At 72.1% G+C, this 13,990-nt stretch carries 11 protein-coding genes; 10 read left to right on the top strand and 1 reads right to left on the bottom strand.

Features of this window, described 5'->3' with window-relative positions; genetic code table 11:
- The first annotated feature begins 115 nt into the window (after positions 1-115).
- The 5 genes from ACZ4TO_RS06120 (at position 116) to ACZ4TO_RS06100 (ending at position 7,022) form a co-directional block, all read left to right on the top strand.
- Positions 116-1,705 (top strand): PucR family transcriptional regulator, encoded by a 1,590-nt coding sequence (locus tag ACZ4TO_RS06120; RefSeq protein WP_468023548.1) that lies wholly within the window; start codon positions 116-118, stop codon positions 1,703-1,705.
- Between the two features lie 145 nt (positions 1,706-1,850).
- Entirely contained in the window at positions 1,851-2,693 is an 843-nt protein-coding gene (locus ACZ4TO_RS06115; RefSeq protein ID WP_468023547.1) for a nitrilase-related carbon-nitrogen hydrolase, read from the top strand.
- Positions 2,694-2,928: 235 nt separating this feature from the next.
- Complete coding sequence (gene hydA, locus ACZ4TO_RS06110; RefSeq protein WP_382788155.1) at positions 2,929-4,329, top strand: dihydropyrimidinase; 1,401 nt, start codon at positions 2,929-2,931, stop codon at positions 4,327-4,329.
- Between the two features lie 18 nt (positions 4,330-4,347).
- Complete coding sequence (locus ACZ4TO_RS06105) at positions 4,348-5,370, top strand: TIGR03842 family LLM class F420-dependent oxidoreductase (protein ID WP_468023546.1); 1,023 nt, start codon at positions 4,348-4,350, stop codon at positions 5,368-5,370.
- A 125-nt stretch (positions 5,371-5,495) separates the two neighbouring features.
- A complete protein-coding gene (locus tag ACZ4TO_RS06100; RefSeq protein ID WP_382788151.1) occupies positions 5,496-7,022 on the top strand; it encodes an NCS1 family nucleobase:cation symporter-1 in 1,527 nt (508 codons plus the stop codon).
- Positions 7,023-7,113: 91 nt separating this feature from the next.
- Here the strand turns inward: ACZ4TO_RS06100 and ACZ4TO_RS06095 are convergent, their stop codons facing one another.
- Positions 7,114-7,788, bottom strand: coding sequence for a hypothetical protein (locus ACZ4TO_RS06095; RefSeq protein WP_382788148.1), 675 nt, complete (start codon positions 7,786-7,788; stop codon positions 7,114-7,116).
- A 393-nt stretch (positions 7,789-8,181) separates the two neighbouring features.
- Between ACZ4TO_RS06095 and ACZ4TO_RS06090 the strand changes: the two genes are divergently transcribed.
- From ACZ4TO_RS06090 to ACZ4TO_RS06070, 5 genes are all read left to right on the top strand, one after another.
- A complete protein-coding gene (locus ACZ4TO_RS06090; RefSeq protein ID WP_385049220.1) occupies positions 8,182-8,958 on the top strand; it encodes a DUF4232 domain-containing protein in 777 nt (258 codons plus the stop codon).
- 84 nt (positions 8,959-9,042) lie between these two features.
- Positions 9,043-10,863 (top strand): gamma-glutamyltransferase family protein, encoded by a 1,821-nt coding sequence (locus ACZ4TO_RS06085; RefSeq protein WP_385049217.1) that lies wholly within the window; start codon positions 9,043-9,045, stop codon positions 10,861-10,863.
- 124 nt (positions 10,864-10,987) lie between these two features.
- Complete coding sequence (locus tag ACZ4TO_RS06080; protein WP_468023545.1) at positions 10,988-11,854, top strand: inositol monophosphatase family protein; 867 nt, start codon at positions 10,988-10,990, stop codon at positions 11,852-11,854.
- 190 nt (positions 11,855-12,044) lie between these two features.
- Entirely contained in the window at positions 12,045-13,454 is a 1,410-nt protein-coding gene (locus ACZ4TO_RS06075) for a phytoene desaturase family protein (RefSeq protein ID WP_385049211.1), read from the top strand.
- Positions 13,451-13,957, top strand: a complete 507-nt coding sequence (locus tag ACZ4TO_RS06070; RefSeq protein ID WP_385049208.1) for an O-acetyl-ADP-ribose deacetylase — start codon at positions 13,451-13,453, stop codon at positions 13,955-13,957. Before ACZ4TO_RS06075 ends, ACZ4TO_RS06070 begins: the two co-directional genes overlap by 4 nt.
- The last annotated feature ends 33 nt before the right edge of the window (positions 13,958-13,990 follow it).

The raw sequence follows: 13,990 nt of genomic DNA, 5'->3' as shown, positions 1-13,990 counted from the left end.
GTCTCGACGACGCGGCGCGCGAAGACCCGGGGATCCGGGTGCGCGCCGGGTCCCCGCGGCCGCCCGCAGCGCTCCGGAGGCGAACCGAGCCACGGACGAAGGGGAACACCGCGCCATGACCACCGTCCTGGAACCCGCCCTCTCGGTACGCCAGGTCCTCGCGCTGGACCGGGTGCTCGCCGGGGAGCCCGAGGTGGTGGCGGGCGCCGGCCATCTCGACCGGTCCGTGCGCTGGGTGCACGTCGCCGAGGCGGCCGACGTGGGCGTCATGCTCAGCGGCGGCGAAATGGTCCTCACCACCGGAGTGCTGCTCGTGGGCGACCCCGACGCCCAGGCCGAGTACATCCGTTCGCTGCACCGCGCCGAGGCCGCGGCCGTGGTCCTCGGGCTCGGCCGGGCCTTCCCCGCGCCCCCGGACGTGATGCGCCGGGCCGCCGAACGCTGCGGCCTGCCCATGGTGGTGCTCCACCGACCCTTCCCCTTCGCCGAGTTGACGGAGGAGGTCCAGTCCCGGCTGGTGCGGCACAAGTTCGCGGCCGTGAGCCTCTCGGAGGCCGTACGCACCGCGCTCACCGGGCTGATCACCACGGGTGCCCCGCTCCAGCGTCTGCTCGACGAGATCGCCGTGCACGCCGCCTGCCCCGTCGTCGTCACCAATCTCGCCCACCGGGTCCTCGCCACCGCAGGAGAACGCTCCGCCGTCGACGACGTGCTGCGCGACTGGGACCGCATCGCCCGGCAGGCATGGGGGTACCACCCAGGCCGTTCCGGCACTGGGGGAGGCAGCGAGGGCGACGGATGGATCCGCGCCGAACTGGGCGGACGGGGGGAGCGATGGGGCCGCATCGTGCTGTGCGGCCACCGGGGCGACGTGGCGACCGGACGGCTGCTCGCCGACCGGGCCGCCGAGGCGCTGGTCCTGCACCGCATGCTCGCCGGCCCCGCCCACTCCTGGGAGGAGGAGGCCGCGCAGGGCCTGCTGACCGACCTCGTGAGCGGTGTCGTACCGGCCCGCCAGCTCCTGCCGCGAGCGCGGGCCGCCGGACTGCCCGTGAACCGCCGCACCTTCGTGCCCCTGGTGGTGCGCGACGGGGACGCGGCCCAACTCGACCGTGTGCTGCGCCTGCTGGGGCTGCCGGGGCTCGTCGCCGAACTGTCCGACGGGGCCACCGCGCTGCTCCTCAGCGTCCCGCGCGACCAGGACGCGGAGGCCCTGGCCGAGCACTTCGCGGTACGGCTGCGGAACGAGACCGGGGCCCCGGCCACCGTGGCCGCCGCCGCGCCCCGTACCGCCTGGGACGACGTGCCCGACGGACTGCGTGAGGCCCTGCACGTCGCCGAGGCAGCCGGCGACCCGCCCGCCGACCAGGACCGGCCCGCGCTGGTCCGGCTGCGTGACGTCCATCTGCGCGGCCTGGTCCGGCTGCTGCGGGACGACCCGAACGTCCAGTCCTTCGCGGAACGCGAACTCGACGGGCTGCTGGGCGGATCGCAGGCCGATCCACGGCTGCTGCCCGTGCTGCGGACCTATCTCGCCACCGGCCGCAACAAGTCGCGCACCGCGCAGCTCCACCATGTCAGCCGGCCCGCGCTCTACCGCCGGCTGGAGGTCATACAGGCCCGCCTCGGTGTCGACCTCGACGACTTCGAACAGGCCGCCTCCGTCCACATCGCGCTGCTCGCGCACGACGCGCAACAGCGGTGAAACACATGACCAGTCAGGCGAAACACGGGACGACGCGGAGGTGACACCGTGGAACGGCACAGCACTTCGGACGTGACACGGTGCAACTCAAAGAACGCTCCGGGGCTTTCTAGTCTCCTCGCACACCGAGCGACCGGAGGTCCCGATGAGCAGAGTGATCCGAGCCGCCGTCTTCCAGACCGCGTGGACCGGCGACAAGGAATCGATGATCCAGGTCCACGAGCAGGCGGCCCGCGACGCGGCCGCGCAGGGCGCACAGGTCCTGTGCTTCCAGGAGCTGTTCTACGGACCGTACTTCTGCCAGGTGCAGGACAAGGAGTTCTACGCGTACGCCGAGCAGATCCCCGAGGGCCCGATCGTCCGGCGCTTCCAGGCGCTGGCGAAGGAACTGGGCCTCGTCCTCGTGCTGCCGATGTACGAGGAGGAACAGCCCGGCGTCCTGTACAACACGGCGGCCGTGATCGACGCCGACGGCTCCTACCTGGGCAAGTACCGCAAGACCCACATTCCCCAAGTACCGGGATTCTGGGAGAAGTTCTACTTCCGGCCCGGGAACTCCGGCTGGCCCGTGTTCGACACGGCCGTGGGCCGGATCGGCGTCTACATCTGCTACGACCGGCACTTCCCGGAGGGCTGGCGGGCGCTCGGTCTGGCGGGCGCCGAGATCGTCTTCAACCCCTCGGCCACCTCCCGCGGACTGTCGGGCTACCTCTGGCAGTTGGAACAGCCCGCCGCGGCCGTCGCCAACGAGTACTTCGTGGGTGCGATCAACCGGGTCGGGCAGGAGGAGTACGGCGACAACGACTTCTACGGGACCTCGTACTTCGTGGACCCCGAGGCCCAGTTCGTCGGCGAGGTGGCGAGCGACAAGGAGAGCGAACTCGTCGTCCGCGACCTGGACGTGGCCAAGCTCCGCGAGGTCCGCGACCGCTGGCAGTTCTACCGGGACCGCGCCCCGGGGACGTACGCGCCGCTGACCGCGCCGTAGCGGCGGGGCGGGCGGCGCCGGTGCCCCCACCGCCACAGGCGCCGCCCGCCTCGGCACCGGCCGCCGGTGCCACGGGTCCGCGATCGCCCGGGCCGCGGCACGGCGGCCGGCGCGGTCCGCCCCGCGAACCGCCGCACCGGCCGGCCCACGGGCCGCCGCGCGCGACAGCACCGACCCCAGCCCCCGACAAGCCCCACAACCCCTCAGCGCACCCACGACCGGAAGGAGAGGGAGCATGAGCCGTACCGTCATCCGGGGTGGTCTCGTCATCACCGCGTCCGACGAGATCCACGCCGACGTCCTGATCGAGGACGGCCGGGTCGCCGCCCTCGCCGCGACGGGCACACCCGCGGCCGAGTCGTGGACCGCCGAGCGGGCCGTCGACGCCACCGGCAAGTACGTGATCCCGGGCGGTGTCGACGCCCACACCCACATGGAGCTGCCGTTCGGCGGCACCTTCGCCTCCGACACCTTCGAGACCGGCACCCGGGCCGCCGCCTGGGGCGGCACCACCACCATCATCGACTTCGCCGTCCAGAGCGTCGGCCGCTCCCTGCGTGAGGGCCTCGACGCCTGGAACGCCAAGGCGGACGGCAACTGTGCTATCGACTACGGCTTCCACATGATCGTCTCCGACGTGAACCAGGAGACGCTCAAGGAGATGGACCTGCTGGTCGAAGAAGGGGTCACCTCCTTCAAGCAGTTCATGGCCTACCCCGGCGTCTTCTACAGCGACGACGGCCAGATCCTGCGCGCGATGCAGCGCTCCGCCGAGAACGGCGGCCTGATCATGATGCACGCCGAGAACGGCATCGCGATCGACGTCCTCGTCGAACAGGCGCTGGCCCGGGGCGAGACCGACCCGCGCTTCCACGGGGAGGTGCGCAAGGCGCTGCTCGAGGCCGAGGCCACCCACCGCGCGATCAAGCTCGCCCAGGTCGCGGGCGCCCCGCTCTACGTCGTGCACGTCTCGGCGACCGAGGCGGTCGCCGAGATCGCCCGGGCGCGCGACGAGGGCCTGAACGTCTTCGGCGAGACCTGCCCCCAGTACCTGTTCCTGTCGACCGACAACCTCGCGGAACCGGACTTCGAGGGCGCGAAGTACGTGTGCAGCACGCCCCTTCGCCCCAAGGAGCACCAGGCGGCCCTGTGGCGCGGTCTGCGCACCAACGACCTCCAGGTCGTCTCGACGGACCACTGCCCGTTCTGCTTCACCGGCCAGAAGGAACTGGGCCGCGGCGACTTCTCGAAGATCCCCAACGGCCTTCCCGGCGTCGAGAACCGCATGGACCTCCTCCACCAGGCCGTCGTCGACGGGCACATCTCACGGCGCCGCTGGATCGAGATCGCCTGCGCCACGCCGGCCCGGATGTTCGGCCTGTACCCGAAGAAGGGGACCATCGCGCCCGGTGCCGACGCCGACATCGTCATCTACGACCCGCACGCCGAGCAGGTCATGTCGGTCGAGACCCACCACATGAACGTCGACTACTCGGCGTACGAGGGCAAGCGCGTCACCGGCCGGGTCGAGACGGTGCTCTCGCGCGGCGAGATGGTCATCACCGACCGGGAGTTCACCGGGCGCGCGGGCCACGGCGTCTACACCCCCCGTTCCACCTGTCAGTACCTTCTCTGAGCGACCAGGAGTGGCGCCATGGACTTCGGACTCGTCCTGCAGACAGACCCCCCGGCCTCCCGTGTCATCGACCTGATGAAGCGGGCCGAGGCCAACGGCTTCACGTACGGCTGGACCTTCGACTCCGCCGTGCTCTGGCAGGAACCCTTCGTGATCTACAGTCAGATTCTCGCCAACACCGAGACGCTGACGGTCGGCCCGATGGTGACCAACCCGGGCACCCGCACGTGGGAGGTCACCGCCTCCACCTTCGCGACGCTCAACGACATGTACGGCAACCGCACGGTGTGCGGCATCGGGCGCGGCGACTCGGCGATGCGTGTCGCCGGACGCAAGCCCAACACCCTGGCCCGGATCAGCGACGCGATGAAGGTCATCCGCGCCCTCGCCCGGGGCGACGAGGCGGACCTCGGCGGCACGGTCGTCAAGTTCCCCTGGGTGACCCCGGGTGCCGAACTGCCGGTCTGGATGGCCGCGTACGGCCCGAAGGCGCTGAAGATGACCGGCGAGGAGGCCGACGGCTTCATCCTCCAGCTCGCCGACCTCTACCTCACCGAGTACATGGTCAAGGCCGTGAAGGACGCGGCGGCCGGAGCCGGCCGCGATCCCGCCGAGGTGAAGATCTGCGTGGCCGCGCCCGCGTACATCACGCAGGACGACTCGCCCGAAGCGCTCGCCCACGCGCGCGAGCAGTGCCGCTGGTTCGGCGGCATGGTCGGCAACCACGTGGCCGACCTGGTCTCCAAGTACGGCGAGCACTCGGCCGCCGTACCCGACGAACTCACGGACTACATCAAGGCCCGTGAGGGCTACGACTACTCCCACCACGGCCGGGCCGACAACCCCGACACCGCGTTCGTGCCCGACGAGATCGTCGACCGGTTCTGTCTGATCGGCACGGCCGAGCGGCACATCGAGAAGCTGAACGCGCTGCGGGCGCTCGGCGTCGACCAGTTCGCGGTCTACGACATGCACGACGCCCAGGAAGCGACGATCGACGCGTACGGAGCGCGGGTCATCCCCGGCGTCAACGGGCAGTAACCGAAGGTCCCCCCAGTCTCCCCTTCCCGCCGTCCCGGGAAGGGGATCAGGGCGCACTGCGCGCACCCCCCCGAGTCCGTCCCCCGCACGGCCTTTCCCGTCACTCCTCATTGATTGGCCTGCTCATGACAGAAATTGTCTCCCCAGGCGGCCCGCCCGCCGGACAAGTCACGCTCCCCGACGGCCGGGTGGAGATCGCGCCCGACGCCCCCGCGCCCACCGGTCCCTACGCCAACGACGACCTGCTGCCGGTTCCGGTCGAGCGGCGCACCTGGACCACGTACAACTTCTCGGCCCTGTGGGTCGGCATGGCCCACAACACCGCTTCCTGGACGCTGGCTTCGGGTCTGATAGCCGTCGGCATGGACTGGAAGCAGGCCGTCCTCACCATCGCGCTCGCCAACCTGATCGTGCTCGTCCCGATGCTGCTCACCGGGCACGCGGGTCCGAAGTACGGCATCCCCTTCCCCGTCTTCGCCCGCGCCTCCTTCGGGGTCCGCGGGGCCAACCTCCCCGCTGTCGTACGGGCGTTGGTGGCGTGCGGCTGGTTCGGCATCCAGACCTGGATCGGCGGCGAGGCGATCTACTTCCTCGCGGGCAAGCTCTTCGGCGACGGCTGGGCCGGCGCCTCCGAGATCGGTGGTCACGCCTGGACCATGTGGCTGTCGTTCGCCGTCTTCTGGGCGCTCCAGGTCGCCATCATCTACCGGGGGATGGAGACCATCCGCCGGTTCGAGAACTGGGCCGCGCCCTTCGTGCTCGTCGGCGCCGGCGTGATGCTGTGGTGGATGAGCGACAAGGCCGGCGGCTTCGGGCCCCTGCTCGACCAGCCCTCGAAGCTCGGCTGGGACGGGGACTTCTGGAAGCTGTTCTGGCCCTCGCTCATGGGCATGATCGGCTTCTGGTCCACCCTGTCGCTGAACATCCCGGACTTCACGCGCTACGGCAGGAGCCAGAAGGCTCAGACGATCGGGCAGGCCCTGGGGCTGCCCACCACCATGACGCTCTTCGCCTTCCTGTCCGTCATGGTCACCTCGGGTTCGCAGGCCGTGTACGGCAAGGCGATCTGGGACCCGGTCCAGCTCGCCGCCAAGACGGACAACGTCGTCGGCATCCTCTTCGCCCTGGTCACGGTGCTGGTCGCGACCCTGTCCGTGAACATCGCGGCGAACCTGGTCTCCCCGGCCTTCGACTTCTCCAACATCGCCCCGCGGAAGATCAATTTCCGGACCGGCGCACTCGCCACCTGTGTCCTGGGCGTGCTGATCTTCCCGTGGAAGCTGTACGCCGACCCGCAGGGCTACATCTTCACCTGGCTCGGGCTGGTCGGCGGTCTGCTGGGGACGGTCGCCGGCATCCTCATCGCCGACTACTGGATCCTGCGCCGCACCCGGCTCGACCTAGCCGACCTGTATCGCACGGGCGGCCGGTACTGGTACGACGGCGGCTGGAACTGGCGGGCCGTGGTCGCCTTCCTCACCGGCGGCGTCCTGGCCGTCGGCGGCGCGGACTTCCATCCCCTGATCGACGGACGGCCCGTCCCGGCGCTGGAGTCGCTGGCCGACTACGGATGGGCGGTCGGTCTCGGCACCTCGATGGTGCTGTACCTCGTGCTCATGCTGACGCGCGGGAAGGACGCCGTCGCGGACTGACGCGGACCGGCCGCAGCCTGAAAGCGGATCACGGATCACGGATCACGGATCACGGTTCGCCGGCTGCGGACCGGCGGCGACCGGAGGACGGTCAGCTCTTCTGGCTCTGGCCGTCCTTCAGCGTCGCCACCGCTTCCTTGGCCGCCTTGATGGCGCCCTTGTTGATCTCGTCGCTGCCGGGCGCCTTCTTGGTCTCGAAGTCGCTGCCGTTGTAGGTGACGACCACCAGGGCGTTGGACGCCCGGACGATGACCACGCCCTCGCGGGTCTCCTGCTTGTCCTCGGTGCTGAGGTTGACCACCGAGTAGGCGGAGTCGCCGAGACCGGGCACCGCGCCGCCGCCGCTCTTGTCGGCGACCCGGTCCTTGTAGGCCTTCTCCGCCGCCGCGTTCGAGTCCTTGATCTCGTACGAGACGTCGAGCCAGCGGTAGTCGAAGCCCTTCAGGGCGTTCCACGAGCAGGTGCGGCGCACCGCCTTGTCGGTCGACGCGATCTCCTGGCCGGCCGTCTTGGCGCCGGGGACCAGGGACTTGATCGTCGCGACCTGGACCCCGCCACAGGGCGCGGGTGACGCGGCGAACGTCTTGACGGCAGCCGAGGCCGAAGGGGCCGACGGCGTGTCGGATGTCTGTTTTTGCGTCGATTTGTCCTCGGCGTTGGGGGTCGCTTCGGACGGGCCGGTCGCCAGGGCCCAGCCCGCGGAGGCGAGCAGAGCGACGGGCAGCAGGCGCGCGGCGAGCGCGAGCGGCAGAGGAAGAGAACCCAAAGCGCACTTCTCGTGGGGGATGGTGCGGAGGAGTCCGCACTGCGGACGGGACGCCAGTGTCACATGAGACGCCGTGGGGCGGAAGGGCCGACGGGCGGCATGCCCGTGTGATGACGGTGACTCACCTTGGCGTCGATTGACTGCCGCTGCGGCAACATGTCGGTTTTGTTCGATCCGATGATCGTCATTTTCTTCCTGTCGTGTCCCATGGTGATCGGTCCGTCCCCGGCTCCGGGGAGGCCGGACGCCGTGCCCCGACCGGGCGACGGCGTGGCCGCCCGGCCGAGGCCCACCTTCAACTGGCTCTGCTTTCAGGCGAGTCGGGCCTCCGCCGCGTACGCCGGGGCGGGCGGAGCGATGCCCTCCGCGGAGCTTTCGTGCCATGATCGGCCCATGATCGCGACGAACCGGCGCCGCGCCGGCGCGGCCGCCCCCTTCGGACCCCCGGCCCGCTCCGAAGTCCCCACCGTCTCCTTACCCGCGCGTCGCGCTCCGTCCCGCAGCGCCGCGCTCCGGGAGAAGTGGGTGCGCCCGGTCCTGCTCCTGTGCCTGGTCGCGACGACCGTCACGGGCTGCGGCCTGTCCGCCGAGATCGACCGTGAGCGCGACCCCGGGCGGACCTCCGTCCCGGACCCCGTCCCGAGCGTCGTCGGAACCGACGCCGCCCATCTCCCGGACCCGTCCGGCACCCCCGGCGACTCTCTCGTCATCGAGCTGCCCGAGCCGTCGAAGACCGTGCCGACGCGGCCGGGCCCCTGCCCGTCGTCCGGCGTGCGCCTGGAGACGGGGCCCGTCGACGCGGCCATGGGTCTGCGCGGGATGACCCTGACCCTCACCGTCTGCGGCAAGCACCCGTACAAGGTGAACGGCCGCCCGGCCGTCGTCCACGTCCTGGACCGCGACGGCGCCCCGATCACGGGCGTGCGCGCCGTGGCGGGGACGGACAAGGTGCCCATGGCCCCCGCGGACCCGGGCCCCGAACCCTTCACGCTCCAGCCGGGCGAGAGCGCGCGGGCCTCCCTGTACTGGCGGATGAACGCCGAGGACGGCGTGTCCCTGCGGGTCGCACCGCAGCGGGGCCAGTCGGCCGTCACCCTCCGGCTGCCCGACCCCCTCGACATCGGTCCCGAGAACGTCCTGGGGACCACGGCCTGGGCGCCCGTGACCTGACCCCCGCCCGCCCTGTGGTCCGGGCCGGGACGGATGCCATAGTCGGGACCGAGGCCCATCGCTCCGAACCGTGAGGTGGCAGGCATGTTCACGACCCGACCGACCCTCCAGGGCACCTTCGGGATGGTGTCCTCCACCCACTGGCTCGCCTCGCAGTCCGCGATGGCGGTCCTGGAGGACGGCGGCAACGCCTACGACGCCGCCGTCGCGGCCGGTTTCGTCCTGCATGTCGTGGAACCCCACCTCAACGGACCCGCGGGCGAGGTCCCGATCATCCTGGCCCCCGCGGACGGACCCGTGAGGGTGCTGTGCGGGCAGGGCGTCGCGCCCGCCGGAGCGACGGTCGCCCACTACCGGAGCCTCGGTCTGGACCTCGTACCCGGCACCGGCCCGCTCGCCGCCGCGGTGCCGGGCGCGTTCGACGCGTGGATGCTGCTGCTGCGCGACCACGGCACCAAAACCCTCGCCGACGTCCTGAGGTACGCCGTCGGATACGCCGAGGACGGGCACGCGCCCGTGGAACGCGTCGGCGAGACGGTGGACGCCGTACGCGCCCTCTTCGAGACGGAGTGGACCTCCTCGGCCGAGGTGTACCTCCCCGGCGGCCGGTCACCGCGCCCCGGCGAACTGTTCCGCAACCCGGCCCTCGCCGCGACCTGGCGACGGCTGCTCGACGAGGTCTCCGGCGCGGGGGACCGGGTGGCCGAGATCGAGGCGGCGCGGGAGGTGTGGCGCTCCGGATTCATCGCGGAGGCCCTGGTCCGGCAGGCCGCCCGGCCCACCATGGACACCAGCGGCGAGCGCCACACCGGCACTCTGACCGCCGACGACCTGGCGGGCTGGTCCGCGACGTACGAGGCCCCGGCGACGTACGACTGGCGCGGCTGGACCCTGTGCAAGGCGGGCCCCTGGAGCCAGGGCCCCGTCCTGCTCCAGCAGCTCGCGCTGCTCCCGCCCGAACTGCCCCGCTACGGTTCCGCCGAGTACGTCCACCTGCTCGTCGAGGGCTGCAAGCTCGCCATGGCCGACCGGGAGGCCTGGTACGGCGACGCGGCCGAGGTGCCGCTCGGCGAGCTGCTGTCGGAGCCCTACAACGCGGCCCGCCGGGCGCTCGTCGGGGACAAGGCGTCGTACGAACTGCGTCCCGGCGGTCCGGGCGGCCGTGAACCGCGGCTGAGCGGGCATGCGCGCGTGGCGGCCGCCGACGAGCCCGGCTTCGACGCGCTCGCGGTGCCGGGCGCCGGTGAGCCCACCATGGCCCGCGCGGCGGCGGAACCCGAGGTGGCACCGGACGGAGGCACCCGGGGCGACACCTGCCACCTGGATGTCGTCGACCGCTGGGGCAACATGGTCGCCGCCACGCCCAGCGGCGGCTGGCTCCAGTCCAACCCGGTCGTCCCGGAACTCGGCTTCCCGCTCGGCACCCGGCTCCAGATGGCCTGGCTGGAGGAGGGGCTGCCCAACTCCCTGACCCCGGGCCGCCGGCCGCGCACCACCTTGACGCCCTCCCTGGCGCTGCGCGACGGCGTGCCCGTCATGGCCTTCGGCACCCCCGGCGGCGACCAGCAGGACCAGTGGCAGACGCACTTCTTCCTGTCCGTGGCGCTCCGCTCCGAGGTGCGCGGCGGGCTCGATCTCCAGGGCGCGATCGACGCCCCGAACTGGCACAACGACAGCTTTCCCGGCTCCTTCTACCCGCGCGGCATGCGTCCGGGCAGCCTCACCGTCGAGTCCCGCACGGACCCGGAGGTCGTCGAGGAGCTGCGCCGCCGGGGCCACGACGTCACGGTCGCGGAGGCCTGGTCCGAGGGACGGCTGTGCGCGGTGGCCCGCGATCCCCGGACCGGCATCCTGTCGGCGGCGGCCAATCCGCGCGGGATGCAGGGGTACGCGGTCGGCCGCTGAGGTCCTCCCGGGCCGGGAGGGGCGGCCGGGCTGATGATCGCGCCGCCCCGGGAGTTCATGGTGATTCCACCTGGAGTACCCCGGAGGGGTGAGGATTGTCAGTGAGGCGTGTTGTCATGGAGCCATGATCGAAGACATCGAAACCATCGACGAGTTTCTCGCACAGCGCGCGGCCGACGTGGAAGACGCCATCCGCAAGGCCGCCGCCGCGGAGATCATGCCCCGCTTCCGGCAGCTCTCCGCGGACGAGATCGACCAGAAGTCCGGCCCGCACGACCTGGTGACGGACGCCGACCGCCTGGCCGAGAAGTACCTCACCGAGGCCCTCACCGCACTGCTGCCGGGTTCGGTCGTGGTCGGCGAGGAGGCGGTGCACGCCGACCCCGCGACCTACGAGGCGATCGGCGGCTCGGCGCCCGTCTGGATCGTCGACCCCGTCGACGGCACCCGGCAGTTCGTGCACGGCGACCCCGGGTTCTGCACGCTGGTCGCGCTCGTGCTGGACGGCGTGGTGCTCGCCTCCTGGACGTACGCGCCCGCCCGGGGCGAGTTCGCCACCGCGATCCGGGGGCGGGGGGCCGTGCTCGACGGCGTGCCGCTGCGCTCCGGATCGCCCGAGCCGGGCAGCGACCTCGACATCGCGACCTCGCACCCGGACTACACCACGGACGAGCAGAAGCGCGCCCTCCTCGGACTGTGGACGGAGGGTGTCGTCCCGCGCCCGTGCGGTTCGGCGGGCCTGGAGTATCTGGCCATCGCCCGCGGGGAGCTGGACGCGGTCGCCTTCAGCTGGGAGGCGGCCTGGGACCACGCGGCGGGGCTGCTGCTGGTCGAGGAGGCGGGCGGTGCCCACCTGACGCTCACCGGCGAGCCCTTCCGCGTCACCGGGGGCAACGCGCTGCCCTTCACGGCGGCCCGGGACGAGGCCACGGCCCGCCGGGTGACCGGCCTGCTGACGGCACAGCCGGACTGGGTGGCGGCCCGCGCCTGAGGGCGGGCCCCACGGCCGGGCCCGAGTGGGCCTTCGCGGCCCGCGAAGGTCCCGGTTCCCTTGGTGGCGGCCGGGCGTACGGCGCGGGGCGTTTCGGTCCAACGCCCCGTGCCGTCAAGGCTGTCGGTGCTCCGGCATATCCTGATGCTCAGTGGCCGTCGGCTGACAAAGGAGTCCGAAGGTGCCGTCGATGCTCGATGCGGTCGTGGTGGGTGCGGGGCCGAACGGACTGACGGCCGCCGTGGAGCTGGCCCGCCGGGGCTTCTCCGTGGCCGTGTTCGAGGCCTGTGACACGGTGGGCGGGGGCTCGCGCACCGAAGAGCTGACCCTGCCCGGATTCCGGCACGACCCCTGCGCGGCGGCGCATCCGCTCGGCATCAACTCACCCGCCTTCCGCGCGATGCCCCTCGACCGGTACGGCCTGGAGTGGCTGCACCCGGAGCTCCCCATGGCGCACCCGTTCCCGGACGGCTCGGCGGCGGTGCTCGCGCGGTCCGTGGCCGAGACGGCGGCCTCCTTCGGGCCGCGGGACGCGGGCGCGTACCGCAGGCTCGTCGCGCCGTACCTGAGCAAGTGGGACACCCTCGCGCACGACTTCATGTCACTGCCGCTGACCTCGCTGCCCCGCGACCCCGTCACCCTCGCCCGCTTCGGCCTGACCGGTCTGCCACCGTCGACCTGGCTCATGCGCCGCTTCCGCGACGAGCGGGCCAGAGCCCTGTTCGCCGGTCTGGTGGCGCACGTCATGGCGCCGCTGGAGGGAATCGGCACGGGCGCCGTAGGCCTGGTCTTCGCGCTGGCCGCGCACGCCCGGGGCTGGCCCGTCGCGCGCGGCGGCTCCCAGTCCATCGCGGACGCGCTCACCGCCTACCTCAAGGACCTCGGCGGCACGGTCCACACCGACTACGAGGTCAAGCGCCTGGACGACCTGCCCCCCGCACGGGCGTACGTCTTCGACACCTCGCCCAAGGCCCTGGCCCGTATCGCGGGCTTCGGGCGGTACTACGAGGGCTATCGGTACGGAGCGGGCGCCTTCAAGATCGACTACGCGCTGGACGGGCCCGTGCCCTGGACCGCCGAGCAGGCGCGCGTCGCCGGGACGGTCCAGGTCGGGGCGAGCCGGGCGGAGATCAGCACCGCGCTGAGGGCGGCCTCGCGCGAGGGCCGGGCGCCCGACGCGCCGTTCCTGATCACCGTGCAGCCGGGCGTCGTGGACCCCTCCCGGGCCCCCGAGGGCAAGCAGGTCTTCTGGGCCTACGGCCATGTCCCGAACGGCTGGACCGGCGACCTCACCGACGCCATCGAGCGCCAGCTCGAACGGTTCGCGCCCGGCTTCCGCGACCGCGTCCTGGCGCGCGCGACCGCCGGACCGCCCGTCCTCGCCGCACGCAACGCCAACTACGTGGGCGGTGACATCGCCTGCGGCGCCGCCTCCGGACTCCAGCTCATGCTGCGCCCCAGGCTGTCCCCGAACCCGTACGCCACCCCGCACCCCGCCGTCTTCCTGTGCTCCTCGGCCACCCCGCCCGGTCCCGGAGTGCACGGGATGTCCGGGCACAACGCGGCGAAGGCCGTCTGGAGGAGGCTCAGAGAGTCATGACCACGATCACGCTGACACGGGGCGACATCACCCGGCAGAGCGTCGACGCCGTCGTCAACGCGGCGAACTCCTCGCTGCTCGGCGGCGGGGGCGTCGACGGAGCCATCCACCGTCGCGGCGGCCCGGCCATCCTCGCCGCGTGCCGCGACCTGCGGGCCGGCCATCTCGGCAAGGGCCTGCCCACCGGCCGTGCGGTCGCGACGACGGCGGGTGACCTCGACGCCCGCTGGGTGATCCACACCGTCGGTCCCCGCTACTCCCAGGAGGACGACCGCTCGGAGCTGCTGGCCTCCTGTTACCGCGAGTCGCTGAAGGTCGCCGACGAGCTCGGAGCGCGTACGGTCGCCTTCCCCGCCGTCTCCGCGGGCATCTACGGCTGGCCGATGGACGACGCCGCGCGCATCGCGGTGGAGACCGTCCGGGCCGCCGAGACCGACGTCGCGGAGGTCCGCTTCGTGCTCTTCGACGAGCGGGCGTACGACGCGTTCGCGGGGCGACTGTGACGAGGTGCCCGTCGCGTTCGGCGGGTCGGTACG

It is taken from the genome of Streptomyces sp. NPDC028298 (assembly GCF_055565895.1).
Note: the sequence above shows the minus strand (reverse complement) of the source record. Positions and strands in the feature narration are given on the sequence as shown.